Below are 26,318 nucleotides of genomic sequence, written 5' to 3'. Positions count from 1 at the left end.
GGGTATCGGCGTTTCAGACATATGGGCTTAGAGCAGGTCAAGATGGACTTCGCCTTTCTAGCTATGGCCTTTAATCTGAAGAAACTATGTGCTAAGGTTGCTCGAAAGGCGAAAAACACTCCCAAAAGACCTATATCAACCCTCAATCTCGGCCTCATGCGCTTCCACCTCCTCGAAAAACACAAAAATATCCCTCAAAGGCTAAAACCGGTGGCTTAACCAACCACAAACCAAAACTAAAAGGAGCTGCGCCAAAATTCATTTTGACACAGCCCCTTTTCTTTTTAAGTATTATACAATAAATAATGTCTGTTCCCAAAAGACCGAATCATCATAAAGATATAAGTGGGAATAAATCCTCATTCCCTTTTTATATGCTACTTCATTTCATATCTTTACGCTATCAAACGGAACATTGAAAGCAATGGATAAACCCATGAATCGAATCAAAGAAGTGCTTGAGGAGAAAGGAATTAAGCAAACATGGCTTGCCGAAAAACTCGGCAAGAGCTTCAGCATTGTCAATGCCTATGTCTGCAACCGCCGTCAACCAAGCCTCGAAACCCTCTTCCAGATTGCGGAGATACTAGGGGTGGATGCAGGAGAGTTAATCTTTAAACATAAATAAATCTAGGGTAAAATCAGAGATATGGGGACATTAAGTTTACCAAACGTAAGAAAACTTCTTTATAATCAAAATGGTAATCAAGTTTGGCAGCATTATTCTCAAGGTGGAGTTCTTGAGGATGTACAATTGTTACATAGAGAGCCATTTGTTGTTACTTCTAGTGGTATAAACTATCTGCTCACGAGTAACGAAAATTTAGATATTTTCAATCAATATGAATATGTCTTATTAGTAACTAAACAGCCAAAGAGCAAGGATTTGGAAGCAGGAACTATAAAAGTCAAAAGATGGTTGAAGCATCCAAAATTTGAAACTCTATCTCCTACCCAAGTTCTGTCTTCTTGGGAAAACAAGTTCAAATTTATTCAAGAAGATGAAGCAAATAATATAAAAGGTTTACGCCCTCCCCAGATGGGAGCTTTGTATTCTATTTTGAGCCATTTGCAAAATCCAGAAGACAAAGGAATTGTAGTAATGCCTACAGGGACAGGTAAAACAGAAACAATGTTAGCAACCCTTATTTCAAACAAATGCAAAAAACTATTAGTTTCTGTCCCTTCCGATTCATTGCGAACACAAATTTCAGAAAAATTCATTACTCTCGGATTGCTTAAAGAATATGGAATCGTTGATGAAGATTGTCATAATCCCATTGTCGGGATTATGAATAGTGGTATTACAGATATAGCAATTCTTCGCGATTTCATATCAAAAGTAAATGTTGTAGTTACAACAATGGATATTTTAACGGATAGCACAGCAGAGGCAAAAACGTTATATTCTCAGGAATTTTCTCATTTATTTGTTGACGAAGCTCATCATTCGGAAGCGCAAACATGGAAAGAGTTGATTGACTGTTTTGATAAAGAAAAAGTGTTTCTATTTACGGCAACTCCATACAGAAATGATGGGAAGAATTTACAAGGCAAAATAATTTTCAATTTTTCTCTTCGCAAAGCACAGGAACAAAGATATTATAAGCAGATAAACTATTTGCCCATAAGGGAATATAATCGCAAACTTGCGGATGAGAAAATAGCAGAGAGAGCCGTTCAACAACTTAGAGAAGATATTGCTAATGGTTATAATCACATAATCATGGCTCGATGTAAAGATAAAATCAGAGCAAAAGAGGTTTTCGAACACTACAAACAGTATGAAGACCTCAATCCCGTGATGGTTTATACAAATATTGGTGGATTGGATAAAAAGATTGAGGCTATCAAAAGAGGAGAGCATTCTATTATTGTTTGTGTAAACATGTTAGGTGAAGGATTCGACTTGCCTAACTTAAAAATAGCCGCAATACATGATGAAAGGCAAAGTTTACCTATTACCCTTCAATTTATTGGTCGTTTCACAAGGACTTCCTATAGTGAATTGGGGAACGCCAGTTTTATCACTAATATTGCATATCCTCCCATTCATGAAGAACTGGACGAGTTATACGCCAGAAATGCTGACTGGAATCTAATTTTACCCCGATTGAATGAGCATGCAACTCAAAAAGAAATAGATTTTAGAAACTTCTTAGATAGATTCGGGCATCTTGACAAATCAAAAATACCATTCCAAAGCATTCGTCCAGCATTGAGCACGGTAATATATAATAATAACAGTACCGAATGGAATCCTTTAAATTGGAAAGAAGGAATATCTAATCTGGATACTTACGAACATCAATATAGCGATAACAGTAATAATACCTTGGTTATCATTTTGGGCAAGATAAGTAATGTGGATTGGGGTAATTTTGAAGTGGTAAAAAATCTGCAATGGGATATTATCATAGTTTATTGGGATTTACGACCCAATGTGAATCGTATATTCGTGAATACTTCCATTAAAGGCTTATCTAAAGACAAACTAATTGAAGCGGTTTTCAATACTCAAGCCAGCAAAAGTAAAATAACAGGAATGAATGTTTTTAGAGTCTTTCATGATGTAAAAAGGCTCACATTGTTTAATGTCGGAGCACGAAAGGGCTTTGGTCAAGATGTCACATTTCAAAACTTCATAGGAAAAGCAGTACAAGATGGGATTAAGTCTTTAGAACAAGGAACTATAATAAAAAACAACTTTTTTGGAGTAGGATATAAAGAAGGCGAAAAAATATCGCTTGGATGCTCTGTAACTGGGAAAATATGGTCTTATTTAAGGGGAAATCTGAATGAATTAGCCAGTTGGTGTAAAAACATTGGAGATACAATCTCTAATGAAAATATAGATCCTAATATTGTACTTCAAAATACCCTGAAGATAGAGAAAATTGTTTCCAGACCGAACATTCTTCCTATAATGGTTGATTGGAACCCTGATATGTATGATTTTTCAGAAACAAGATTTGAAATACGGATTGATGGAAACTCGTATGATTTATCAAATTCTGAATTAAATATTGTTGAAGATGATGTGGCAAATCCATTACAATTCTCATTTGATACTTCTGATGTTAGAATTATTTTTGAGATAGAACTTGGAGCCACGAATCAAGATATTCCTTATTACAGAATAATAAAAAGGACGAATATCGATGCTGTTGTTTTTCATGGAGGAACTCAACAGTCAATAGAAAGTTTCTTACAAGAATTTGCTCCTACTATCTGGTTTACGGACGGCTCTCAACTTTTCCAAAACAACTATATCAAAGAAAAAACGGGAGCAGATGTCATTCCTTTAGACAACATCATTACAGATAATTGGGCAGGGGTAAATTTGAGACGTGAATCTCAAGACATTGCTCCATATGTTCAAGATTCCATTCAGTATTACTTTATAAACAAAATCAGAAATGACTTTGATATTGTTTACGATGATGATGGAAAAGGAGAAATTGCAGATATTGTAGGTATAAAAGACCTCCCAACACATATAGAAATCCATTTGTTTCACTTAAAAGGAGCTATAGGAGGGAGAGTAAGTAATGATATTAATAATTTCTATCATGTTTGCGGGCAAGCCCAAAAATCATTGAATTGGAAATACAAATTCAGAAAGGGAAAGGATTTCTTTGACCATTTATTCAAACGCAAAGAAAAATCATTAAATGGAATAATTTGTAGCCGATTCATAAAAGGAACAGAAGAAGATTTAGAGAACGTTTTAATGGCTGCGAAATGGAGAAAAGAAACAAAATTTCACATTTACATTGTTCAACCTGCTTTAAGTAAGGCGAATGCATCTAGGGATATTTTACAGCTTTTAGGGAACACACATCATTATCTTCACACTTTGGGCAATGTTGAATTAGTTGTTTATTCAAATATTTGATTTTGTATCAATAACGAATATTATATATGAATTCTGAAACCAACCGTATAGAATACAAACAAGAACTTATAGATGATTTGGAAAAAGAGACAATCGCTTTTCTGAATTATCACGAAGGAGGCGTAATTTATATTGGAATCGACAAAACAGGGAAAGCTGTTGGCGTTTCAGATATTGATGGTGATATGCTCAAAATCAAAGATCGACTGAAGAATAACATTATGCCATCATGTATGGGATTATTTGATGTGTCAGTAGAAAGTATTGATTCAAAAAACGTTATCAAAATTACTCTGGCAAGTGGAACGGAAAAGCCGTACTATATCAAGAAACTTGGGATGTCGGAAAGAGGCACATTCATTCGTGTCGGTACTTCTGCTGAACCAATGCCCGTAAAGATGATAGAATCTCTATTTGCCAAACGTACTCGGAACTCCATTGGCAAAATCAAGTCTCCAAACCAGAACCTTACTTTTGAGCAACTTAAGATATACTACGAGGGATCAGGGAAAACACTAAATCAGCAGTTTACGTCCAATTTGGAGCTGATTACAGAAGAAGGCGAATACAATTATGTAGCATACTTATTGGCTGATACCAATGGAATATCTGTGAAAGTGGCAAAATACAATGGATTTGACCGTGTTGACTTGACAGAAAACAACGAGTATGGGTATTGTTCGTTAATAAAGGCAACCAAACAAGTATTGGATAAAATTGAAGTCGAAAATAAAACACTGGCAAAAATCACACCCAAAGAACGGAAAGAAACAAAATTATGGAACCCTGTCGCTTTGCGTGAAGCTGTGATTAATGCCATTGTTCATAACGATTATACCTCGGAAGTGCCACCTAAATTTGAGTTCTTTGATGATAGAATTGAGATTACATCATTTGGCAGTTTGCCACAAGGCATGACAGAGAAGGAGTTCTTTGAAGGCTATTCGGTGCCACGCAATAAAGAATTAATGCGCGTATTTCGAGATTTAGATTTAGTAGAACACTTAGGGTCTGGTGTCCCACGTATTTTGAACAGTTACGGAAAAGAATGTTTCAAGTTTACAGAGAACTTTTTACGAATGATATTTCCGGTGTCCGAGCAAGTAACCGAGCAAGTAACCGAGCAAGTAACCGAGCAAGTAACCGAGCAAGTAAAAGAACTGGTTAAGATAATGAACAACGAGATGGATAGGCAAGAGATACAAGCAAAATTGGGTCTTTCCCATAGAGAAAATTTCCGTTCAAATTATTTAAAGCCTGCATTAGAACAGGGATTTATAGAAATGACTATTCCCGATAAACCTAATAGTAGTCTGCAAAAATATCGGCTAACAGTATTGGGCAAGCAGTTGAAAGATAAGCTATAAGCTAAAGTTCATTTATAGGGCATTCAAGAGTGTCCATTTGAATATTAAGCCTGATTATGACGTTGAGGAAGGAATTGGAAGAAAACGGTAACGGGCAAGCCTCTTTTGATTTTTCATTGATCATAGCTTTTCGAGCAGTTGAGAACGCCTCTCAAAAGTATTTTGAAGAGGGATTTGGAGGAGAAACTACCCAAGAAAAGTCCAAGAAAGACCCAAGAAAAGCCCAAGAAACTACCCAAGAAACTACCCAAGAAAGAATTTTAGCAGCTATTCAGGCAAAGCCTGAAATTACTCAAAAGGAGTTGGCTCAATCTATCGGCATTACTCTTGATGGCATTAAATATCATATTAAGAATATGACTAAGCAAGGACTCATCAAGCACGAAGGCTCTACAAAGGCTGGAAAGTGGGTAATAATCAAATAGAACGTGAAGAATGTGTTGTACATAATATTGAGCAGTCTTTTGTTGCTTGTATTGGTTATCGTGCTCATAGGAGCACTCCTTCCAAGAATCAGAACGGAGACAAAGCAGTGTGTTTTGAATGCTCCTGTTGATGTCGTTTTTGCTATCGTGACCAACAATCAAGAATGGCATTACAGAAGTTCTTTGGATGATTTGGATATCATCCGTACCCAAGGGGATATTGAAGAATGGGAAGAGACTGCCAATGGCGTAACTATCCGATTCAAGACACTTGAGAAGAGACCACACTCTTTCTACAGTTTTGAGATGGATAGTAAAATGTTTACAGGAGAATGGCAGGCAACATTCGAACCGATGGAAGGAGATAAAACTCTATTCACTGCAACAGAAAAGATAGAATACAAGAATCTGTTCTATCGTTTGGTTGGGTATGCTTTTATGGACTTAAACAAGTTTATGACCACATATCAAGAAGAACTTACAGCTCGAATAGAACTTGGAAAAGCAGGGCAATGAAAGACAATATAACCGATTGTTTGTAATCGATTTAAGAAATCATATTTGTACCATGTAATTGCAATACACTGTAAATCAATATAGATTTGTTTTGAAGAGGAAGAGATTATCAGCTAAGAGTATTTTTTTGGCAGATTTGTTTTTATTTGACGGCAGGGGCGGATTGTATTAACTTTACGCAGGCTATTTTATATGTAAGAGGCAGTAGAGAGGTTGCTGCCACGCTAATAATGTCTTTATAAATGAGTGAAAACGAAGTGTACCATACCTCCGTTATGCTGGAGGAGTGTATGAACGCCCTTGAAATAAACCCGGATGGCTCTTATGTGGATGTAACATTTGGCGGAGGCGGCCATTCGCATGCTATTCTACAACGCTTGTCGCCCAAAGGCCGTTTGTATTCTTTCGATCAGGATGCGGATGCCATCAAAAATATCAAGTCGGACGACCGACTCATTTTTACTGCCGGAAATTTTCGCTATCTGGATCGCTTCATGGACTATTACGACCGGCTGGGACAGATCGACGGTATTTTGGCCGATCTGGGTGTTTCCGGACATCATTTCGACGACGCTTCTCGCGGTTTTAGTTTCAGATCAGAAGACCCGCTGGTCGATATGCGCATGAATGCCCGCGGAGGAAACTCTGCCAGAGATATCCTCAACGATTATGAAGAAGAGGCTCTGGCCCATGTATTCTACACCTATGGAGAACTGAAGAACAGTCGAAAACTGGCTGCTGCCATTGTGCGCAGACGTACATCCCAAAGCCTCAATACCGTAGGAGACCTGATTGCTGCTGTAAAACCGGAAATCAATCCACGGGAAGAGAAAAAGCAGCTGACCTGTATTTTTCAGGCTTTGAGAATAGAAGTCAACGATGAACTGAGCGCTTTGGAAGAAATGCTCCGGGCAACGACCGATGTACTGAAACCCGGCGGGTTGCTGGCGGTGATGACTTACCACTCTCTGGAAGACCGCATCGTTAAGCAATTCCTCAAATCTTCACCCGAAACAGACCGGCCGGATATCTACGGAAAAGCTCCGAGCCTGTGGCAACCGGTCACGCGCAAACCTGTTGTTCCTTCCACTGAAGAGATCGCCCGCAATCCACGCTCTCGAAGCGCAAAACTGCGAGTGGCACGATGGACGGGAACTGCGAAAAACGACCGGATTTGAGACCTTAATTAAGCCTTTCTTACTATCTTCGTGAAAATGAATTTCTTGAGTTGTTTTTATTTTGTTTTTCGATAAATAACGCATGTCTTACAACGACCATAATAACAGATATTCTTCACCTCCGGAAGATCGTAACGAATTGCGCGGTAAGCGAGAATTCGACATTCCCGATGAACTGCCGGATACGATAAACCGGTTTGCCCCGGAAGACAGTGAGGATAATTTGTATCTGGAAGAACTGTCCGATGCTTTGGGCGATGAGTATGAACATACGGAAGTTGACGTCTACACTCAGGAAAATTCGACCGATAAGGAATATCAAACACTCGACAAAGAAGAAGCAACTCGCTACGATGAAGAGGAGGACGATTTAGAACCGGACTACCCCGAAGCAACGACAGTTGGATATACAGAAATTGCAGACCCGGAAGAAACGGATGCCGAAGAGTATGATGAAAGCTACAACGCCATTGAAGAGGACGGACAAGACCTCAAAAATGAAGACGAAATAAATGATACGGTCTTTGAAGAAGACCATGGAGTATCGGCCGGCGAGCAGAAAGAAAACAACCATAAACGCAACACGACTTCCATTTGGGCTTTACTTGGCGAGGGGTTCATTCATAAATCATGGTTCCGGAATAATATCGGCATTTTAATCTGGATTGCTGTTCTTTTCTGCATTAACATTTACCGGGGCTACTACCTGATCAATCAGGTCAAAGAAATCGACCGGCTGGAAAACGAACTGAGAGACATTCAATACAGAGCGCTGTTCAAATCATCCGATGTAACGGCTTCCAGCCAGAAGATGAACATAGAACGAGCCATTGAACGGGAGAATTTAGGATTGAAACCGTCCACCCAACCTCCTTATATTATCCGTACCGGTAAGGCTCCGGAAGAAAAATAGTTTTGACTTTCCTTAAAAAACCCGCTGCTGTAAAGGAAGATGACAAGCTGAAATATTATGACAGACCGGCAAACACCGCATAAAAATACAAAAGAGAAAAAGCCGAGATTCAATTCTCTGGCCAGATTCAGAATCGTGACCATATTCATGCTTTTGCTGATGATACTCATCCTGTTCAAACTCTTTTATGTCATGCTGGTCGAGGGTGAGCAATGGCGAAAAATTGCAGCCCGGCTCAATCCTCCCGAACTGGTCATGGTAAACCCGATACGAGGCAGTATTTACGATGACGATAACCGGTTGATTGCCGTTACCGCTCCTTACTATCGCCTCTACTTCGACTTCCGGGCCCCTTCGTTCACACAGATACCCAAAGACAGCATGAACAGGATGCTGGATTCTCTGGCTACGCTAATCAGCAACAAATATGCCGAGTCCGTTCATCCCGTGAGCAAGCAGGATCTGCTGAAACAGTGGAAAAAAGGGATAAGCAAGAAAAGCCGTTACTGGCCGGTTTACAAATACAATGTTTCTTATCTGGAATTGAAAGAGATGCGGGACTGTTTTCCGCTTGCACCTCACAGACGAAACACCAGATCCGTTCCCAGCCCTTTCAGCCGAATTATTACTCAGGAAGAGCAAAGCAGCCGAATGAATCCGTTCGGCTCGTTGGCCATGCGAACGATAGGGCGTGTCTATGGCGATAAAACCGACGGTTTATCTCATGCCCGCAACGGTATAGAACTGGCATACGACTCTTTGCTCCGGGGACAGACAGGACAAGCCATACGCACCTATACCGGAGGCAAAAGAAATATAAACACAGTGCAGGAACCGGTTCGCGGGGCGGATGTATACTCCACAATCAATATGGACGTGCAAAGCGTAGTGGAAAACGTTCTCCGTCAAAGGCTCACCGACGTGGATGCCGGAAGCGGCACCTGCGTACTTATGGAAGTGGAAACCGGAAAAATTCTGGCAATTAGCAATCTGGGGAAAACAGGCCCCGGGAAATATGCCGAAACATTGAACTATGCCCTGCAGGATATGTCCGAACCGGGCTCTACGTTCAAGACTGCGAGCATGATGGTGGCATTGGATGACGGTGTGGTTCATCCCGACGATATTATCGACGTGGGGAACGGCTTATGGCAGGTAGCCGGCAGAACGGTAAGGGATCATAACGCCCACCGTGGCGGATACGGCAAGATTACGGTCGCACAGACGATTCACTACTCCAGCAACGTAGGTGTAGCAAAAATCATACAGCAGCATTATGCACACAAGCCGGACGATTATGTGCAAAAAATAAGAAACCTGGGCTTCGGTCTGGATCTCAAGCTGGAAATCGAAGGCTATGAAAAGGCCTTGATACGAAAACGTTCGGATAATCCGAACCGCTGGTACGGTACTACCCTACCCTGGATGAGCTACGGATACGAAACGCAGGTACCGCCGATTTATACGCTGGCCTTCTATAATGCCATTGCCAATAACGGACAATATATGCGTCCCTACTTCGTAAATAAAGTAGTGGATGCCGAAGGCAATACCGTTATAGAAAATAAACCCACCGTACTGATCGAAGCCATCTGCAAACCTGAAACTCTGGGAATTATAAGGCAGATGCTCTACGACGTAGTTTGGAAAGGAACGGGCAAGCCTGTTCAGTCGGAAGTGGTTTCCATCAGCGGTAAGACCGGAACGGCACAGCTTGCCGGCAGTGGCGGTGCCGGATACCGTGGAGCCGGCGGTACACGTTATCAGGTCTCTTTCTGCGGCTATTTCCCGAGCGAAAAGCCCAAATACAGCTGTATAGCCGTGGTACGCGAACCGAACCCATCGAAAGAGTATCCGGGCGGAGGAAACGTGACAGGCCCGATTGTTCGCGATATAGCCGAGCACATGGTGGCTCTGGAGCGGCCGATGCCTTTGGACTCGCTGGGGCTTAAAGGGGCTGTTCCGAAGCTCCCGAAGAAAGTTGCCCACGGAAACAATGACGAAATTCAGCAAGTTTTTGCAGCCGTTAAACTGCCTTATGCCGTTAACGAAAAAGATCAGGATAAAAAATGGGTTGCAGTGACGGCAAGAGATAACCGGATGGAGCTGCAGGCTCTGCCACTATATAACGATAAAGTAATACCCAATGTGGTGGGCATGGCTCCGGCAGATGCCGTATACCTGCTCCTGCGCAGAGGAGTCAAACCCAGGCTGATCGGGCATGGCAACGTAATATCTCAGCAGCCTTCGGCCGGTACACCCGTAAAAGCAGGCATGCAGGTTATCCTGCGATTGGAAAATGTAGAAGAACCGAAAGAAACAAATGCAAAAAAATCTTAAAGACTTAACAATACGTCTTAAACCTCTCCATATAATCGGCGATGAGCATGTTTGCGTGAACCATGTGACCGCAGACTCCCGCCAAGTAGAGCCGGGCAGCCTTTTTGTGGCTGTTTCGGGTGTTTCCGTAGATGGACATCGGTACATCGATAAGGCAATCGCAGCGGGGGCTTCCGTCGTGGCGTTGGAGAAATTTCCCGAAAACCTTTCGGAAGGTGTGACTTATGTGCAATTTGCAGATACGCATGAAGCTCTGGGGCAAATAGCTTCGGCATGGTACGGCAATCCCTCCGATGCGATCAAACTGGTGGGAGTAACCGGCACGAACGGCAAGACCACGATTGCAACGCTGCTTTACGAGCTGTTTACGTCTGCCGGTTATATGTGCGGACTGCTCAGCACGGTTTGCAATAAGATCGGGAGGAAAGAGGTTCCCGCAACACATACCACACCCGATGCCATATCACTGCAAGCACTTATGCGTGATATGGCCGACGGGGGATGCGAGTATGTCTTTATGGAAGTCAGTTCGCACGCCGCAGATCAGAAGCGGATTGCAGGGCTGCAATTCGATGGCGGTATCTTTACGAACCTAACCCGCGATCATCTGGATTACCATGGTACGGTGCAGGATTATCTGAAAGCGAAGAAAAGCTTCTTCGACCACCTGCCTGCCACAGCTTTCGCCTTGACCAATAAAGATGACAAGAACGGGCCTGTAATGCTGCAAAACACAAAAGCACGCAAAAAAACCTATGCCCTTAAAACCGTGGCGGACTTTAAGGCCTCGATACAGGAGCACTATGTAGACAGCACGGATTTGCTGATAGACGGTAATGAAGTGACCATACGTTTAGTGGGAGACTTCAACGTCTACAACATACTGGCAGTTTACGGCGCTGCGTGTCTGCTGGGGATGGACAGGAAAGAAGCTCTATTGCATCTTTCCCTGCTAAAACCGGTTAACGGTCGCTTCGAAGCGTTGGTTTCACCCGATGGTAACTTCACCGCCGTAGTCGATTATGCACATACTCCCGATGCCATACGTAACGTACTGGAAACGATACGACCGTTGGTCAAGGGAGACGGAAAAATCTTTTGCGTAGTAGGCGCCGGAGGCGACCGGGACCGCGGTAAGCGCCCTCTGATGGCCAAAGTGGCTTGCGATATGGCAGACCGGGTTATTCTGACGAGCGATAATCCCCGTTCGGAAGAGCCGGAGGCTATCATCGGAGAAATGAAGGAAGGACTTTCTGCCCAGGAATTGAAACACGTTTTATGTATCACCGACCGCAAAGAAGCTATCCGTGCCGCATGTATGTCTGCCGGGAAAAACGATTTCGTGCTGATTGCAGGGAAAGGACATGAAACGTATCAGGAGATAAAAGGAGTGAAACACCATTTCGACGACCGTGAAGTGGTACGGGATTTTTTCGATACGATTAAGTAAAATATAATAAAAGAGTCAGAAGAGATTTCTAAAATTAAACTATGCTTTACTATCTTGCCGATTTACTGAATGACTGGGATGTACCCGGAGGACGACTGCTTCACTATGTTTCTTTTCGTGTGGCAATGGCCGTGATCTTTTCATTATTGATTTCCACCGTATACGGAAATCGTATTATCCGGAAATTACAGCGACTCCAGATCGGGGAGACGATACGTGATTTGGGACTCGAAGGCCAATTGACCAAGAAAGGAACTCCCACGATGGGCGGATTGATCATTATTATGGCCATTCTCATTCCGACATTGCTGTTTGCACGTTTGGACAACGTATATGTTTTGCTGATGATTCTGACTACTGTACTGATGGGTTGTCTGGGCTTTCTGGACGATTACATCAAAGTTTTCAAGAAAAAGAAAGAAGGCCTTCCCGGCAAGTATAAGATACTGGGGCAAGTCTTTTTGGGTCTGGTTGTGGGGCTGACCTTATTCCTGAGTCCGGCGGTAGTAATCAAAGAAAACAGCGAAATCATCAATGATGGCAATGTAAGGGAAATCCGGTTCGAGAAAGTTGAAGTAAAGTCTACCAAAACAACCATTCCTTTTGTAAAGAACAACAATCTCGATTACGAGAAAATAATACCGGTAGACGGAAAGACAGGCACCTTGATCGGCTGGACCGTTTTTGTAGCCATGACCGTCTTTATCGTAACCATGCTTTCTAACTGTGTGAATCTCACGGACGGTATCGACGGCCTGGCCAGCGGCTCGTCCGCCATCGTCGGAGTAGTACTGGGCATTTTCGCTTATGTATCCTCGCACATAGAGATGGCTTCTTACCTGAATATCATGTTTATTCCGGGAGCTGAAGAATTGACCGTATTTGCCGCTGCTTTTGTGGGGGCTACCATGGGCTTTTTATGGTATAACGGATTCCCGGCACAGGTTTTCATGGGAGATACAGGCAGCTTGACACTCGGAGGCATCATCGGTGTTTTTGCTGTAATTATCCGTAAGGAACTGCTGTTACCGATATTATGCGGCGTATTTATCGTAGAGGGAATTTCGGTTTTATTGCAGGTCGGCTATTTCAAATACACGAAGAAAAAAAACGGCGAAGGCCGGCGCATCTTCAAGATGGCGCCATTGCATCATCATTTCCAGAAACCGGGAGGCAGTCATCTGGACTGTATCATCAAGAAACCTTTGGCTCCTATTCAGGAAAATAAAATAACAGCACGCTTCCTGCTTGTAGGAGTTATTTTAGCGGTACTGACCGTGGTCACACTAAAAATGCGTTAGCAATGAAACAGGAAATATACGATACCGTTGTTTTGGGAGCCGGCGAAAGCGGAGTTGGTGCGGCTATCTTGTGCCATGCGAAGAACTTGAGTGTTTTTGTTTCCGATTACGGAACCATTGCCCCGAAGTATGCAAAAGAACTGGAAGCCAACCGAATACCTTATGAGCAGGGAAAACATACGGAAGAAATCATACTCTCGGCACGGCAGATTGTCAAAAGCCCGGGAATACCCCTGACAGCTCCGATCATTCGCAAAGCACAGGAAAAAGGTATTTCCGTTATTTCCGAAATCGAATTGGCCGGCTTCTATTCCGATGCCTATATGATAGGAATAACCGGAAGCAATGGCAAGACAACGACCACGATGTGGCTGTATCATATCTTGACAAAAGCCGGCTTGGATGTAGGTCTGACCGGTAACGTGGGCTTCAGTCTGGCACGTCAGGTAGCCAAAGACCCTCACGATTATTACGTGATAGAGTTGAGCAGCTTCCAGTTGGATAACATGTACCGGTTTCGTTGCAACCTGGCCGTCCTGCTCAATATCACGCCTGACCATTTAGATCGCTATGACCACGACTTCGATCTGTATGCCCGGGCAAAAATGCGTATCATGCAAAATCAAACGGCATCGGATACGTTTATTTATTGGGGAGAGGATGCTTATATTTCATCTTATGTAAAAGAACATCCGTCTGCGGCAAAAAAAGAGGCTTTTTATCTGACTGCGGTTGCAAATGCTTCGGCCTGCATACAGGCAGGAGAGCAGATTGTTTTCCATGTCGGCGAACGGACTTTCAGCATCCCGGCAGCAGAATTGGCTTTGCCGGGGCCTCACAATCAACAAAATGCCATGGCAGCGGCTTTGGCAGCTCTCACTTTGGATGTTCCCGATGAGATACTCAGAGAGGCTCTGAAAGACTTTGTCAACGTGCCCCACCGTTTGGAATATATCGCTACGGTGGACGGAGTAAAATATATCAACGACTCCAAAGCCACGAATATCAATTCGACGCAATACGCTCTGCAAAGTATGCATACGCCCATTGTGCTTATCTTGGGAGGAACAGATAAAGGCAACGACTATGCCGATATTGAAAATTTGATTTTGCCCAAAGCCAGAGGATTGATATTTCTGGGTGTGGATAACGCCAAACTGCACAGTTCTTTTGACGGTAAAGTGCCTCTGGTGGCAGACGCTTTGTCGATGAAAGAAGCCATAGAGAAAGCTCGTGGAATGGCGCAAACGGGAGATACGGTTTTATTGTCTCCTGCCTGTGCCAGCTTCGATCTTTTCAAGAACTATGAAGACCGGGGCGATCAATTCCGCTCGGCGGTATTAGAATTAAAAACAAAAAATGAGAAGTAGTATTTTCAAAGGAGATAAGGCGCTGTGGGTCATCTATGGATTTCTGACTATCATTTCCATAGTAGAGGTTTTCAGTGCCACCAGCACATTGGCGTATCGTGCCAAAGAGTCTTTTATGCGTCCTATGATCGGGCATCTTTTCGTCATCGGATTATCATTCTGTTTTATCTGGCTTATTTCCGTTCAAAAGAGAAGTTTCTTCAGGAATGCTTTACTGTGGAGCTATCCCATTGCCTTCGGGTTACTGCTTTTCGTTATGGCTACCGGTTCGAGTGTCAATAATGCGACTCGCTGGATTCATATTGCCGGTTTTACCATACAACCGAGCGAAGTGTTCAAATTTGCCCTCGTTATTTTGAGCGCCACTCTCCTGAGCGGACGGATACGGATGAGCAAGCAGCGGGTTTTTATCGTATACTGGATTGCCGCCTTTATTCCGATAGGATTGATTGCTTTGGAGAATTTATCTACCGGACTGTTCTTAGGTCTTTTTGTCATGATCTTCTCATGGATAGCTCTCGCCCCGAAGAAGCCGTATGCAAGGCTTTGGCTTGCATTTCTGACAGTAGGGGCACTCGGTCTGACCCTCCTATTAGTCCTATCGGATAATCAGTTGGATGCGTTGCACCACCGGGCACCTACATGGAAAAGCCGGGTTGAATCTATTGTCGGCATCGACGATATGGATAAAAGCAAACTGACAGCTGCTCAAATCGACTCGCTGAAATATGTGATCAATGATGACAATTTTCAGTCCCAGCACGCCAAGATAGCCATAGCGAACAGCCGCTTTTGGGGAGTACTGCCGGGTAACAGTCTGGAGCGGGATATTCTGCCTCAGGCCTACTCGGATTATATCTATGCCATTATCATAGAGGAGTTGGGCGTAACAGGCATGATCGTCGTACCGCTGCTATACTTCTGGCTGCTTTTCCGGATTGCCCAGTTGTCGACTCGGACAGATAATAAATACTATAAATACCTGTTATGGGGGTTCGGTTTGATTTATCCCCTTCAGGCAATGATCAATTTTACCGTGGTAGCCGATTTTTTGGTTACCGGACAAACTTTGCCGTTGATCAGCCGGGGCGGCACCTCTTTCCTGATGACCAGCCTGGCCTTCGGTGTGATGATCGGGGTTTCGAATATCATCGAGAAAGAACGGGAAGCCAAACTTACCCATGCCGATGAAACCGGAACGCCGGAAGTAAAAGAAGAAAAAGATTATGATCAAGAGAGTAATCATTAGCGGTGGAGGCACAGGCGGACATATATTTCCCGCCATATCCATTGCCGATGCCATCAAGCGTCGCAATCCCGAAGCGCAGATTTTATTTGTCGGAGCCAAAGGGCGTATGGAAATGGAGCGTGTGCCCAATGCCGGTTATCCGATCAAGGGACTTGAGATTATGGGGTTGAACCGGAAAAATATTTTCAAAAACATCACGGTCATTCGTAAATATCTTGCTGCTTTGGTCGAAGCCCGGGATATTATTCGTGAGTTCAAGCCCGAAGTTGTGATCGGTGTCGGAGGATACGCCAGCGCTCCCACATTGAAAGCAGCCCAAAGCCTCCATGTTCCCACACTGATACAGGAGCAGAACAGCTATGCCGGGGTGACAAATAAAATGCTTGCAAAACGTGCCAACACAATCTGCGTTTCTTATCCTGAAATGGAACGTTTCTTCCCTAAAGACCGGATTGTTCTGGCCGGAAATCCCATACGCCCTGCCATCGAATTTCTGCAACCGGACAGAGCTGCCGCACTGGAGTATTTCGGTTTCAAACCCAATACGAAAAAGGTTGTCTTAATCGTAGGCGGAAGCTTGGGTGCCTTAACCATCAATGAAAGTATCGGTTCTCATCTCGAAGAATGGGAGCGTTCGGGCGTCTCCATGATATGGCAGACCGGCAAGGCTTTTTATGAGCGGGCAAAAACACTCTTGGCGCAATATCCCGATTTGGACTGTTCGCTGAATGCTTTCGTAGACCGAATGGATTATGCCTACACGCTGGCCGATTTGGTGATATCCCGTGCCGGCGCCTGCACTATTTCCGAGTTGTGTTTATTGGGAAAACCCTCCATTCTCGTACCCTCTCCCAACGTAGCGGAAGATCATCAGACGAAGAATGCAAAAGCCCTGTCTTCGCGCAATGCTGCCGTTTTAGTTCTGGATGCAGAAGCTCGCAGGGATTTGACCGCACAAGCCATTGCCTTAATCCGGGACGACAACCGTTTAGAAACCCTACGCCGTGAGGTTCTTCTTTTGGCTTATCCGCAGGCTGCAGAAAAAATCGTGGATGAAGCGGAGAAACTCGTCGGTGCAAAAACAAAATAAAAATGAAAACTTATAATTGGTTGTTTGCTGCTTTAGCTGTATTTTTTTTGTTGATAACAGCTTGCGGACGAACACAGAAGAAAAACAATACGGCTAAAACAGAAGAAGGCGATACCTCTGAAATACAGCCTGTAAACACCTCGATATTCAGTGCCGACAGCGCTTTTGCCTATATCGCCGATCAAGTGGCATTCGGTCCCCGTGTTCCGGGAACGGAAGCTCATACGGCTTGTGCCGGATGGCTTGAAAAAACAATGCGCTCTTTCGGCCACGATGTAATCGTACAGAAAGCAATGCTGACCACCTATAACGGTAAAAAGTTCGAGGCCAAAAATATCATCACAACCATAAACCCCGAGGCTAAAAACCGTGTATTGCTGTTAGCTCACTGGGACAGCCGTCCCGTTGCCGACCATGACCCCAACCCCGAAAAGCGCAACACGCCTATTCTCGGTGCCGACGATGGAGCAAGCGGAGTGGGTGTACTGATGGAGATCGCCCGCAAACTATCCACTCAACCCGTAAACTACGGAGTGGATATTATTTTCTTCGATCTGGAAGATTACGGCGTTACCGAAAAAGAAGATTCCTGGTGCTTGGGGTCTCAATACTGGTCTAAAAAACCGCACATTCCGAACTATAAGGCCGACTTCGGTATTCTGTTGGATATGGTAGGAAGCCGCAATGCCACTTTCTATTGGGAGGCTTATTCGAAAACCTATGCTTCGCAATTGCTGATGAAAATCTGGCAAACGGCATCCGTTCTGGGTTATGGCCGCTACTTCAAGCAGGCGGATGGCGGAGGGATCACGGACGACCATGTGCCGGTTATCGAAAACTTACGTATCCCCGTTGTCAATATCGTCAACTACAACCCCAAAAATCCAAAAGGTTTCGGGCACTACTGGCACACGCACGAAGACAATTTGAATGTCATCGACCGCTCTACGCTCAAGGCCGTAGGCAATACGGTAATGACAGTTCTCTATGAATATCAACCTCAATAAATCAGATTTAACCGATGACTATTAACGAAATTCAAGACGAAATAATCGAAGAGTTTTCCGCTTTGGACGATTGGATGGACCGCTACGCCCTGCTCATCGAATTAGGCGAAGGATTAGAGCCGATAGCGGAAGAATATAAAACACCCCGGACACTCATCGAAGGATGCCAGAGTCGGGTATGGATACACGCTGAAATGAGGGACGGACACGTGCACTACGTAGCCGAGAGCGACGCCCTCATTGTCAAAGGTATCGTAAGTCTGCTGCTGCGTGTGTTTAACGATCGCAAACCTCAGGAGATAGTCGATGCCGATCTTTATTTCATTTCCCGCATAGGTCTTCAGGAGCACTTGTCTCCAACCCGTTCCAACGGCTTGGTAGCGATGATCAAACAGATGAAACTGTATGCCGTGGCTTTTGCCGCCGGCATGTCGGCATAACTCTTCTTACCGGCATTCTTACTACCGGTGGAATGCTCTTCACCTTTTGTATCTCATTATTTCTTATCAATGAAACCGAATAAAACAGTTCTCCCTGTTCTGGCCTTTGCAATCCTTCTATTTTGGGGATGCAACAAAGCTGAAAAAGAGTCTTTCGATCCTTTGATTTTCGTCGATCCCATGGTAGGAACGGGAGCCCACGGTCATACTTTTCCCGGCCCCACACTTCCCAACGGCATGGTGCAGCTAAGCCCCGACACCCATTTGCTGGGTTGGGAAGCCAGCAGCGGTTACCACTATCCCGATACGCTTTTGTATGCCTTTTCACATACGCACTTAAGCGGCACGGGCATCGGAGATTTGGGCGATGTGGCCATACTGCCGTTTACCGGAGTCGATTCACTAAAACCGGTAGCGCTGATGGATAAATCCACCGAAAAAGCCCGGCCCGGCTACTATGCCGTACAACTTAAAAACTTCGGCATAAAAGCCGAATTGACAACGACGGAGCGTGTAGGTATGCACCGTTATACGGCAGAGAAGAATCGACCGCTTCGCCTCATGCTGGATTTGGCACATATACTCCAGCCCAACTGGGGACACAGCGTGGTAAAAAACGATCTGAACATTCTCACAAACGGCTCTCTCAGCGGAACATACTATACAAAAGGTTGGGCTGAAAACCACCGGATGAGTTATCACATGGAAACAAGCCTGCCGGCCGACAGCATCGCTCTCTGGATCAACGGACACCGGCGCTCCGTCGAAAGTCTGCCGGTGAACATAACCGATTCATCCGATATAAAAGTTTATCTCTATTTTCCCGCATCGGAAAAATCTCTGCTGGTTAAAGTCGGTCTTTCACCGGTAAACCCCGAAAATGCCCGGGAGAATATGTATGCCGAGTTGCCTCACTGGGATTTCGATAAAGTTGTTGCCGAGAGTCGAGAAATCTGGCGCAACGCGCTCTCCAATATCCGTATACGCACGGCCGATACTACCGTACTGAAAAATTTTTATACGGCTTTGTATCACATGAATATCGCTCCATACAATTATCAGGATATCAACGGAGAATATCGAGGTATCGATAAACAGATCCATAAGGGTAACCCTGCGGATGGGTATTACACGGTATTTTCCATCTGGGATACTTACCGTGCCCTGCATCCCATGCTGACGATAACCGATCCGCAGCGCGCTTTGCGATACGGACGCAGTCTCGTTGCCGACTATGACAACGGTTCGATACTGCCCCGCTGGCCTTTAGCCTCCAACTATACGGGCTGTATGCCGGGTTATCATGCCGTTAGCATTATGGCGGATCTGGTTACCAAAGGCATTACCACAGCAGAAGATGATCTGAAGCACTGGACGGAAGCCGCCGTACGCTCTTCCATTTTCCGAGCCGACTTGGATGTCAAGTTCAGAGGCACACGCGAACATGATCTGATTACCCGCCATCCTTATTTCAAGGAAACATCAGGCTTCGTGCCTTGCGACAGTCTAGAACAATCGGTTTCCTGGGGTGTGGAAATGGCATACGACGACTGGTGTATCGCCCGTATTGCTGAAGCAGCCGGTTCGGACTCGGTAAAAGAGGCTTACGATCGCCGAGGACTGTATTATCGCAGATATTGGGACAAGGAAACCAATCTTATGCGTCCCGTTATGGCAGACGGTACGTTTAAGACACCGTTCTACCCTCGCTTCTCCAATCATACGGGTAACGATTACACAGAAGGCAATGCTTACCAATGGAGTTTTTATGCCCCTCACGATATGGAAGGCTTCATCGCACTAATGGGTGGCGCAGATGTACTGGAAGCAAACCTCGATACCCTTTTTTACACGTCTTCCCGTCTTGAGGGACAGCCCGCAGGCGATATTACAGGCCTTATCGGACAGTATGTGCATGGCAACGAGCCGAGCCACCATATCGCCTACCTGTACAATCACACCGGACAGGCCCACAAAGCACAGTTGATGCTGGACAGCATCATGTATCACTTCTATCGGCCGGCTCCGGATGGGATAATCGGCAACGAAGACTGCGGGCAGATGTCGGCCTGGTATGTTATGAGTGCTATGGGTTTTTATCAGGTTTGTCCCGGCAAACCGGTGTATTACCTCGGGCGGCCGATCGTGGATGAAGCTGTCATCAAGATACCGGGAGGCGATTTTATGATAAAGGTGCATGGCAACAGTCGTGCCGATAAATATGTGCAAAAGGTTCTTCTGAACGGCCGGACGCTGAAAGAACCGTATCTGCCTCACACCGCCATAAAGCCCGGCAGCAGACTGGAATTTTTTATGGGTAAAACCCCAAAATCATAAGCCATGCACAGTCCGTCAAAGGTAAATACGCTGATCATCGGTGCCGGGCTTACAGGGCTTTCGGCGGCATCCGTACTGAAACATAACGGAGTCGATTTACTGGTTCTGGAAGCTGAAAACAGGACAGGCGGACAAATAGACACCGTAAAGCAGGACGGATTTGTTTTTGAAACGGGGCCCAACACCGGTACGCTGTCTACACCCGAGGTCATGGAGTTGTTCGAATTGCTCGGAAACGGATTTATGCCCGAAACGGCATCGGCCGATGCGGGAGTACGTTTGATCTGGAAAGGCGAACGTTTTAATCCGCTGCCCTCTTCTCTTTTTTCGGCTATCGGCACACCTTTGTTCCGCTTCAGGGATAAACTTCGCATCCTGAGCGAACCTTTTCGCCGCAGAGGAACGAATCCTGACGAAAGTGTGGCGGATCTGGTCAAAAGACGTTTAGGAAAAAGTTTTCTGGACTATGCGGTAGATCCTTTCATCGGCGGTATTTACGCCGGCAATCCGAACCGGTTGGTCACTCGTTATGCCTTGCCTAAACTGTATCATTTGGAGCAAACCTACGGCAGCTTTATTCGCGGAGCCGTAGCCAAAGCCGGACAACCGAAATCCGATCGCGACAAGAAAGCCACTAAGAAAGTATTTTCCGTGCCAGGAGGATTCATGGAGTTGATTAACCGTATGGTACAATATGTGGGCGAAGAGAATATCCGCACTTCGATGACGGTTACCTGTATAGAGTCTTATTCCGGAAAAGGAGGAGGTCTGCTTGTTTCTTTTCTCGATTCCGCCGGTCATCCTTATCAGATTATTGCTACAAACGTTATCTCATCCGTTCCGGCTTACCGTTTGCCCGGCATGCTGCCGAAAGCACGACCGGCAGATCTAAGGCCTTTTGAAAATCTCGTCTATGCCCCTATCATAGAAGTAGCTATCGGTTTCAAGAAAATTCCGCCGTATCGCTACCGGGCTTTTGGCGGTTTGGTGCCGTCGTGTGAGCGACGCCGGATTTTGGGTATTTTATTCCCGTCGGACTGTTTTGCCGGTCGTGCCCCCGAAGGCGGTGCGCTCTATACGGTTTTCATGGGAGGTATCAGACGTCCCGAAATGCTGGATAAAACCGATGAGGAGATACGTGATATCGCTTTATCGGAATTAAGAGCAATGCTGGGGCTGGACGGTTCCATAGAGCCCGATTTATTCCATATTGCCCGCTACACCCATGCCATCGCCCAATATTATGCCGACAGCGGAGAGCGTCTGGAAGCGGTAAAACGTATACAATCCGCTTTCCCCGGCCTGTATATCGGCGGGTCTGTTTCCGATGGCATCGGCATGGCACATCGCATTACCCAGGCAATGAATATCGCTAACCAAATCATACAAAAATGAAACTGAAACGTATTTTATTCCTGATCGTCTCGCTCTTTCCCCTGCTTTCATGGGCTCAGCAGAAAGAGATCGATTTTAACGCATTCTTTGCAGACAGCACGCTCCGTGTAGATTATATCTTTGCCGGAGGCAACAGTAAACAGGTGTCGGTATACCTGGACGAGTTGAACCGCACCGAAGGCTGGTACGGACGTCGCCACCATCTGGATTCTTTGGCTTTGGCCGGTATGGGCTCTATCGTGATGCAGGATGAAACCACCGGCCGGATTATCTACAAAACATCGTTCAGTTCTCTCTTTCAAGAATAGCTCAGTACGGATGAAGCAACAAAAACTGCCAAAAGTTTTGAAAACGTCTTTTTATTGCCTTATCCCAAAAAATCCGTTATCATAACCGTCAGTCTTCGAGATATGACCATGGCCGACATTGCCGTTTACAAACATCGTGTCGACCCTGCCGATATTCTTATCCATCATAAAAAAGCAACCCGTGCACCGCAGGTCGAACAACTGCTTTATTCCGGCAGTCCAAAGGAAAAGATCGACGTTGTCGTCATGTCAGAAGGCTATACGGCAGCTGAAAAGGAAACATTTCTGACCGACGCCCGCATTACGAAGGAAGCTTTGCTTTCGCACGAACCTTTTGCTTCCATGGCAGACCGGTTCAATATTATCGCCGTTTTCACTCCTTCTGTGCAATCGGGAGTCAGCGTACCGCGCATGAAGAATTGGAAAGAGACGGCTTTCGGTTCGCATTTCGACACTTTTTACAGTGACCGTTATCTCACCAGCCGAAGGCTGAAAGCAATCCATGATGCTCTTACGGGAGTGGCATACGAACATATCATTATGCTGGCAAACACCGATGTCTATGGCGGTGGCGGCATCTTCAACAGTTTTACCCTGACCACGGCTCATCACGCAGGTTTTCGCCCTGTAGTGGTTCATGAATTCGGCCATAGCTTCGGCGGATTGGCGGACGAATACTTCTACGATAACGATGTAATGACCGATGTTTATATGCGGAATAAGGAGCCTTGGGAACAGAATGTGACCACCCTGATCGATTTTGACGGTAAGAAATGGAGCGAACTTATCAAAAAAGACACTCCTCGCCCCACTCCGGTCAAAGATTCAGCCAAGTACGAAACCGGTTTATATGAAGGAGCAGCATACAGCAGCAAAGGGTTCTATCGCTGCAGTTACGACTGCCGTATGCGCACCAACGAAGCTCCGGCCTTCTGTCCTGCCTGTCAACTGGCATTGAAACGGCTAATCGAATTCTATACCCGTTAATCGGACAACGGAATTTCCTCAAAAAGCAGCCTTCCCGAAATCGCTGTAAGATATTCGAGCAGGCTGCTTCTCTATTTCAAAAGTTATCCGTTTCCGGATATGTTTTTATTATATGCCAAATAAAAGGAATACCATCCGTCATAAATGAAACTGCATAATCGGTCTATATGGCTCTGTAAAGGTATCGAATAATTCAATTTTTTCTTTGAAGAAAAGTATTCCTTTATTTTGATTGTCGCATTTGCGACGGTTTTTCTGTGGCTTAGTCGTTTTCTTTGTCTCATCATAGAAATGAAACAAAAGAGATTTTTATAAAAATAAAAAAATAAGATTATGAAAATGAACGACTTTGCACAAATGACAGTCGGCGATATCGTATCGCATGACAGCGCAGCAGCTTATGTATTCGACCGGTTTGGAATAGATTTTTGTTGCGGAGGTAATCGATTGCTCTCGGAGATATGTGAAAAGGGTGGCATCCGTTTGGAAGATGTGGTTGCCTGTCTATCCGCTCCGAAGCGGGAAATGCCGGCGGATCATCTTGCTTTCTACAGATGGCCGTTGGATTTATTGGTGGACTATGTGCTAAAGATCTATCACCGAAACTGGAAAGCAGGAGCGCTGAAAATTAAAGACTTAGCTCATAAAGTGGCGGAAGTACATGGTGAGACCCACCCGGAATTGCTTGAAGTTCGCGATTTATTCGATGCCGCCCTAACGGCACTCGAAGAACATTTTGATAAAGAAGAACAGATACTTTTCCCCTATATCTATGAACTGGTGCAGGCCGTGGAGAACAAAACACCCGTACCGGAGTTCCACTGCGGCAGTATCAGCTTCCCGATAGCCGTAATGGAAGACGATCATGAGGCAGAGGGCGAACGTTTCAAATATATGCGTAAAATTACGAACGGATTTACAGCCCCTCAGGACGGTTGCGCCAGCTACAGGTTACTGATGGAGGAGTTGGATCGTTTTGAGCAGCATTTGCACAGGCATATTCATTTGGAAAACAATCTGATATTCCCGCAAGCCATAGAGCTGCAAAACTCGCATATGGCAAGCTAACGGTAAAAACGAAAACTTGAAATAAAAGAAAAGCCCGGCAGAGTACTGTTTTCCGCCGGACTTTTTGCTATATTTTATCAATCTATACAGGTAAAGCCCTCGAATGAATTGTCAATCGGCCAAAACGATACTTGCAAGTATAAGACGGTTTCCCTTGAATACAAAGGTGTAAACACTTTGGCTTTCATCTACTTCCGATTCGTCCTCTGTGTCTAAAAACACATTCACTTGATACGCCAGAATCAATTCCCGATTTTTATATTCAGCACTTATATTCTGTGTGCTTTTTTCCCCGTCGATTTCGATGAGCCGGGGTTTGGTTTCATAGTTACCTGCAGTAAAAAGAATATGGGTGTCTATATCCATCAGAGCCTTTATAAAATCAGGTTCCAGGATTTTATCGGCATATTTCACCGCTTCGACGTGGGTAAACGGCTTCTCAGGAACATCCATATTATCGGGTAAAACCATATACCATAAATCCGGCCCTGAAAAAGAACTGTCGATACAAGCCGAAAGAGCTTTTTTAGGATCTGTGCGGGCTGTTTGACGGAATTGCTCGAATTGAGTTTTCATTTGCTCACGATTGTCTTCTTTCGAGTTATTGCTGTAGCTCTGCCCTTCCGCAATATCAAAATGTCCAAAAACAATCAACACCACGGAAAAAATATAAAAAGAGAGTCTGTTCATTTTCGTTCATCTTTTTGTTACGGTATTTATTCCATTGTTTCACACCGCCCAATTTACTCAATATCCTCAAATGAATACGTATTTTACACTCACTCGGTACGTGATAAATAAATTAGCTTGCAATCTATGACAAATCCGATAAATCTATAACATAGCCGGAAAGAATCCAATCCAGACACAATGCCGTAAACGATTCGCATCACATTTATTTGAGTCTTACCTGCTTCCCTACTTTAGCAACCTATCCATGTATTAAACGATACTTTCTGCCATCTCTCCTGAATAGCAATGACACTATTATCTGTCTTTTTGGGTAATTTCCTTATTGTTACCAGACTGTTTCAAGTTAAAATATGCTAAAAACGCATGCTCTCCCAACTTCTTCAGCAGGTTTTGGTTCTCTATAAAATTTTGCCCGTATTTTTCCCAACGTTTAGTGAATGTTTTGAATTTCTTACATGGAAAAATTACACATTCGAAACAATGAGTGATTCCTTTTTCCTGACAACATAAATGAAAAGTTTTACAACGCTCGCATCTTGGCTTATTTCTTTCGGCTCCGGGGCAAGGTTTCTTTTCGCGCAGGAATGTTGGGCATCCTCCACAAAAAACGCCACACGCAGGCACTCTCCCATAATAATGTTTCATATCCGAAATCAAACTAATTTATAATCTCAGCAAAAATGACATGATCCAAATCACTCTTTCCCACCATGTCAAAGTCGATCTCTATTGAGTTCAACCTCATATTTTACCTTTTGCAATCATCCCGATAATTTAGACCGTGAACTTCTCTTTTTAACGATTGCTCTTTTTAGTTCTTTCTTGTCCTGTGAATTATCATGAGATATAAAAATACATAATCAAACGAGAAAAGGAAATGCTTTCTCGCTTTTGGGTCGGTACAAAAAATTGCATTAAGAAGCAGTTCACCGCGATTTGTCTTTTTACCCCTTGCTACGAAAAAGGATTATCTCATTTCTCTGAAT

At 44.5% G+C, this 26,318-nt stretch carries 21 protein-coding genes and 1 pseudogene; 20 read left to right on the top strand and 2 right to left on the bottom strand.

Going from position 1 to position 26,318, the window contains the following annotated elements; translation table 11 throughout:
* The 20 genes and pseudogenes from A3GI_RS11595 to ric form a co-directional block, all read left to right on the top strand.
* Positions 1 to 219, top strand: a 219-nt coding sequence (locus A3GI_RS11595; RefSeq protein ID WP_018360124.1) for a transposase, incomplete at its 5' end; no start/stop codon positions are given.
* A gap of 205 nt (positions 220 to 424) precedes the next feature.
* Positions 425 to 628 (top strand): helix-turn-helix domain-containing protein, encoded by a 204-nt coding sequence (locus A3GI_RS0103660; protein WP_018360123.1) that lies wholly within the window; start codon positions 425 to 427, stop codon positions 626 to 628.
* A 21-nt stretch (positions 629 to 649) separates the two neighbouring features.
* Positions 650 to 3,898, top strand: coding sequence for a DEAD/DEAH box helicase (locus tag A3GI_RS0103655; RefSeq protein ID WP_018360122.1), 3,249 nt, complete (start codon positions 650 to 652; stop codon positions 3,896 to 3,898).
* Positions 3,899 to 3,924: 26 nt separating this feature from the next.
* Positions 3,925 to 5,265, top strand: coding sequence for a Fic family protein (locus tag A3GI_RS0103650; RefSeq protein WP_018360121.1), 1,341 nt, complete (start codon positions 3,925 to 3,927; stop codon positions 5,263 to 5,265).
* 56 nt (positions 5,266 to 5,321) lie between these two features.
* A complete protein-coding gene (locus A3GI_RS0103645; protein ID WP_018360120.1) occupies positions 5,322 to 5,690 on the top strand; it encodes a winged helix-turn-helix domain-containing protein in 369 nt (122 codons plus the stop codon).
* A 12-nt stretch (positions 5,691 to 5,702) separates the two neighbouring features.
* Entirely contained in the window at positions 5,703 to 6,206 is a 504-nt protein-coding gene (locus A3GI_RS0103640) for an SRPBCC family protein (protein ID WP_018360119.1), read from the top strand.
* Between the two features lie 242 nt (positions 6,207 to 6,448).
* Positions 6,449 to 7,384, top strand: coding sequence for a 16S rRNA (cytosine(1402)-N(4))-methyltransferase RsmH (gene rsmH / locus A3GI_RS10445; RefSeq protein WP_025079601.1), 936 nt, complete (start codon positions 6,449 to 6,451; stop codon positions 7,382 to 7,384).
* A gap of 82 nt (positions 7,385 to 7,466) precedes the next feature.
* Positions 7,467 to 8,297 (top strand): FtsL-like putative cell division protein, encoded by an 831-nt coding sequence (locus A3GI_RS11150; protein ID WP_018360117.1) that lies wholly within the window; start codon positions 7,467 to 7,469, stop codon positions 8,295 to 8,297.
* 57 nt (positions 8,298 to 8,354) lie between these two features.
* Positions 8,355 to 10,637 (top strand): penicillin-binding protein, encoded by a 2,283-nt coding sequence (locus tag A3GI_RS0103625; RefSeq protein WP_018360116.1) that lies wholly within the window; start codon positions 8,355 to 8,357, stop codon positions 10,635 to 10,637.
* Entirely contained in the window at positions 10,621 to 12,087 is a 1,467-nt protein-coding gene (locus tag A3GI_RS0103620) for a UDP-N-acetylmuramoyl-L-alanyl-D-glutamate--2,6-diaminopimelate ligase (RefSeq protein WP_018360115.1), read from the top strand. The genes A3GI_RS0103625 and A3GI_RS0103620 overlap by 17 nt, the downstream gene beginning before the upstream one ends.
* Before the next feature lie 41 nt (positions 12,088 to 12,128).
* Positions 12,129 to 13,388, top strand: coding sequence for a phospho-N-acetylmuramoyl-pentapeptide-transferase (mraY, locus tag A3GI_RS0103615; RefSeq protein ID WP_018360114.1), 1,260 nt, complete (start codon positions 12,129 to 12,131; stop codon positions 13,386 to 13,388).
* A 2-nt stretch (positions 13,389 to 13,390) separates the two neighbouring features.
* The gene (gene murD / locus A3GI_RS0103610; protein WP_018360113.1) at positions 13,391 to 14,758 is read left to right on the top strand and encodes a UDP-N-acetylmuramoyl-L-alanine--D-glutamate ligase; all 1,368 of its coding nucleotides are present in this window, start codon (positions 13,391 to 13,393) and stop codon (positions 14,756 to 14,758) included.
* Positions 14,748 to 16,007 (top strand): FtsW/RodA/SpoVE family cell cycle protein, encoded by a 1,260-nt coding sequence (locus A3GI_RS10435; RefSeq protein ID WP_018360112.1) that lies wholly within the window; start codon positions 14,748 to 14,750, stop codon positions 16,005 to 16,007. Before murD ends, A3GI_RS10435 begins: the two co-directional genes overlap by 11 nt.
* Complete coding sequence (gene murG / locus A3GI_RS0103600; RefSeq protein ID WP_018360111.1) at positions 15,985 to 17,097, top strand: undecaprenyldiphospho-muramoylpentapeptide beta-N-acetylglucosaminyltransferase; 1,113 nt, start codon at positions 15,985 to 15,987, stop codon at positions 17,095 to 17,097. Before A3GI_RS10435 ends, murG begins: the two co-directional genes overlap by 23 nt.
* Positions 17,098 to 17,099: 2 nt before the next feature.
* The gene (locus A3GI_RS0103595) at positions 17,100 to 18,104 is read left to right on the top strand and encodes a M28 family peptidase (protein WP_018360110.1); all 1,005 of its coding nucleotides are present in this window, start codon (positions 17,100 to 17,102) and stop codon (positions 18,102 to 18,104) included.
* 14 nt (positions 18,105 to 18,118) lie between these two features.
* Complete coding sequence (locus A3GI_RS0103590) at positions 18,119 to 18,544, top strand: SufE family protein (RefSeq protein ID WP_018360109.1); 426 nt, start codon at positions 18,119 to 18,121, stop codon at positions 18,542 to 18,544.
* Positions 18,545 to 18,613: 69 nt separating this feature from the next.
* Entirely contained in the window at positions 18,614 to 20,881 is a 2,268-nt protein-coding gene (locus tag A3GI_RS0103585) for a GH92 family glycosyl hydrolase (protein ID WP_018360108.1), read from the top strand.
* A 3-nt stretch (positions 20,882 to 20,884) separates the two neighbouring features.
* Positions 20,885 to 22,276: a protoporphyrinogen oxidase gene (hemG, locus tag A3GI_RS0103580; RefSeq protein WP_018360107.1), complete on the top strand. Its 1,392-nt coding sequence runs from the start codon at positions 20,885 to 20,887 to the stop codon at positions 22,274 to 22,276.
* Between the two features lie 2 nt (positions 22,277 to 22,278).
* A pseudogene (locus tag A3GI_RS10430) lies at positions 22,279 to 23,571 on the top strand (M64 family metallopeptidase).
* A 333-nt stretch (positions 23,572 to 23,904) separates the two neighbouring features.
* Entirely contained in the window at positions 23,905 to 24,639 is a 735-nt protein-coding gene (ric, locus tag A3GI_RS0103570; protein ID WP_018360104.1) for an iron-sulfur cluster repair di-iron protein, read from the top strand.
* Between the two features lie 111 nt (positions 24,640 to 24,750).
* Here the strand turns inward: ric and A3GI_RS0103565 are convergent, their stop codons facing one another.
* Both A3GI_RS0103565 and A3GI_RS11970 read right to left on the bottom strand, forming a co-directional pair.
* Complete coding sequence (locus A3GI_RS0103565) at positions 24,751 to 25,329, bottom strand: hypothetical protein (RefSeq protein WP_018360103.1); 579 nt, start codon at positions 25,327 to 25,329, stop codon at positions 24,751 to 24,753.
* A 297-nt stretch (positions 25,330 to 25,626) separates the two neighbouring features.
* Positions 25,627 to 25,977: a DUF3795 domain-containing protein gene (locus tag A3GI_RS11970; RefSeq protein ID WP_081612794.1), complete on the bottom strand. Its 351-nt coding sequence runs from the start codon at positions 25,975 to 25,977 to the stop codon at positions 25,627 to 25,629.
* Between the last annotated feature and the right edge of the window lie 341 nt (positions 25,978 to 26,318).

It is taken from the genome of Porphyromonas macacae DSM 20710 = JCM 13914 (genome assembly GCF_000379945.1).
Taxonomy (GTDB): domain Bacteria; phylum Bacteroidota; class Bacteroidia; order Bacteroidales; family Porphyromonadaceae; genus Porphyromonas; species Porphyromonas macacae.
The sequence above is the reverse complement of the archived record's forward strand: the minus strand, read 5'-3'. Positions and strand labels throughout refer to the sequence as shown.

What these genes read in the sequence shown, in the direction of transcription:
- A3GI_RS0103660 (WP_018360123.1), top strand. Translation starts at nt 425, where the DNA reads ATGGATAAACCCATGAATCGAATCAAAGAAGTGCTTGAGGAGAAAGGA.
- A3GI_RS0103655 (WP_018360122.1), top strand. Translation starts at nt 650, where the DNA reads ATGGGGACATTAAGTTTACCAAACGTAAGAAAACTTCTTTATAATCAA.
- A3GI_RS0103650 (WP_018360121.1), top strand. Translation starts at nt 3,925, where the DNA reads ATGAATTCTGAAACCAACCGTATAGAATACAAACAAGAACTTATAGAT.
- A3GI_RS0103645 (WP_018360120.1), top strand. Translation starts at nt 5,322, where the DNA reads ATGACGTTGAGGAAGGAATTGGAAGAAAACGGTAACGGGCAAGCCTCT.
- rsmH (WP_025079601.1), top strand. Translation starts at nt 6,449, where the DNA reads ATGAGTGAAAACGAAGTGTACCATACCTCCGTTATGCTGGAGGAGTGT.
- A3GI_RS11150 (WP_018360117.1), top strand. Translation starts at nt 7,467, where the DNA reads ATGTCTTACAACGACCATAATAACAGATATTCTTCACCTCCGGAAGAT.
- A3GI_RS0103625 (WP_018360116.1), top strand. Translation starts at nt 8,355, where the DNA reads ATGACAGACCGGCAAACACCGCATAAAAATACAAAAGAGAAAAAGCCG.
- A3GI_RS0103620 (WP_018360115.1), top strand. Translation starts at nt 10,621, where the DNA reads ATGCAAAAAAATCTTAAAGACTTAACAATACGTCTTAAACCTCTCCAT.
- mraY (WP_018360114.1), top strand. Translation starts at nt 12,129, where the DNA reads ATGCTTTACTATCTTGCCGATTTACTGAATGACTGGGATGTACCCGGA.
- murD (WP_018360113.1), top strand. Translation starts at nt 13,391, where the DNA reads ATGAAACAGGAAATATACGATACCGTTGTTTTGGGAGCCGGCGAAAGC.
- A3GI_RS10435 (WP_018360112.1), top strand. Translation starts at nt 14,748, where the DNA reads ATGAGAAGTAGTATTTTCAAAGGAGATAAGGCGCTGTGGGTCATCTAT.
- murG (WP_018360111.1), top strand. Translation starts at nt 15,985, where the DNA reads ATGATCAAGAGAGTAATCATTAGCGGTGGAGGCACAGGCGGACATATA.
- A3GI_RS0103595 (WP_018360110.1), top strand. Translation starts at nt 17,100, where the DNA reads ATGAAAACTTATAATTGGTTGTTTGCTGCTTTAGCTGTATTTTTTTTG.
- A3GI_RS0103590 (WP_018360109.1), top strand. Translation starts at nt 18,119, where the DNA reads ATGACTATTAACGAAATTCAAGACGAAATAATCGAAGAGTTTTCCGCT.
- A3GI_RS0103585 (WP_018360108.1), top strand. Translation starts at nt 18,614, where the DNA reads ATGAAACCGAATAAAACAGTTCTCCCTGTTCTGGCCTTTGCAATCCTT.
- hemG (WP_018360107.1), top strand. Translation starts at nt 20,885, where the DNA reads ATGCACAGTCCGTCAAAGGTAAATACGCTGATCATCGGTGCCGGGCTT.
- ric (WP_018360104.1), top strand. Translation starts at nt 23,905, where the DNA reads ATGAAAATGAACGACTTTGCACAAATGACAGTCGGCGATATCGTATCG.
- A3GI_RS0103565 (WP_018360103.1), bottom strand. Translation starts at nt 25,329, where the DNA reads ATGAACAGACTCTCTTTTTATATTTTTTCCGTGGTGTTGATTGTTTTT.
- A3GI_RS11970 (WP_081612794.1), bottom strand. Translation starts at nt 25,977, where the DNA reads ATGAAACATTATTATGGGAGAGTGCCTGCGTGTGGCGTTTTTTGTGGA.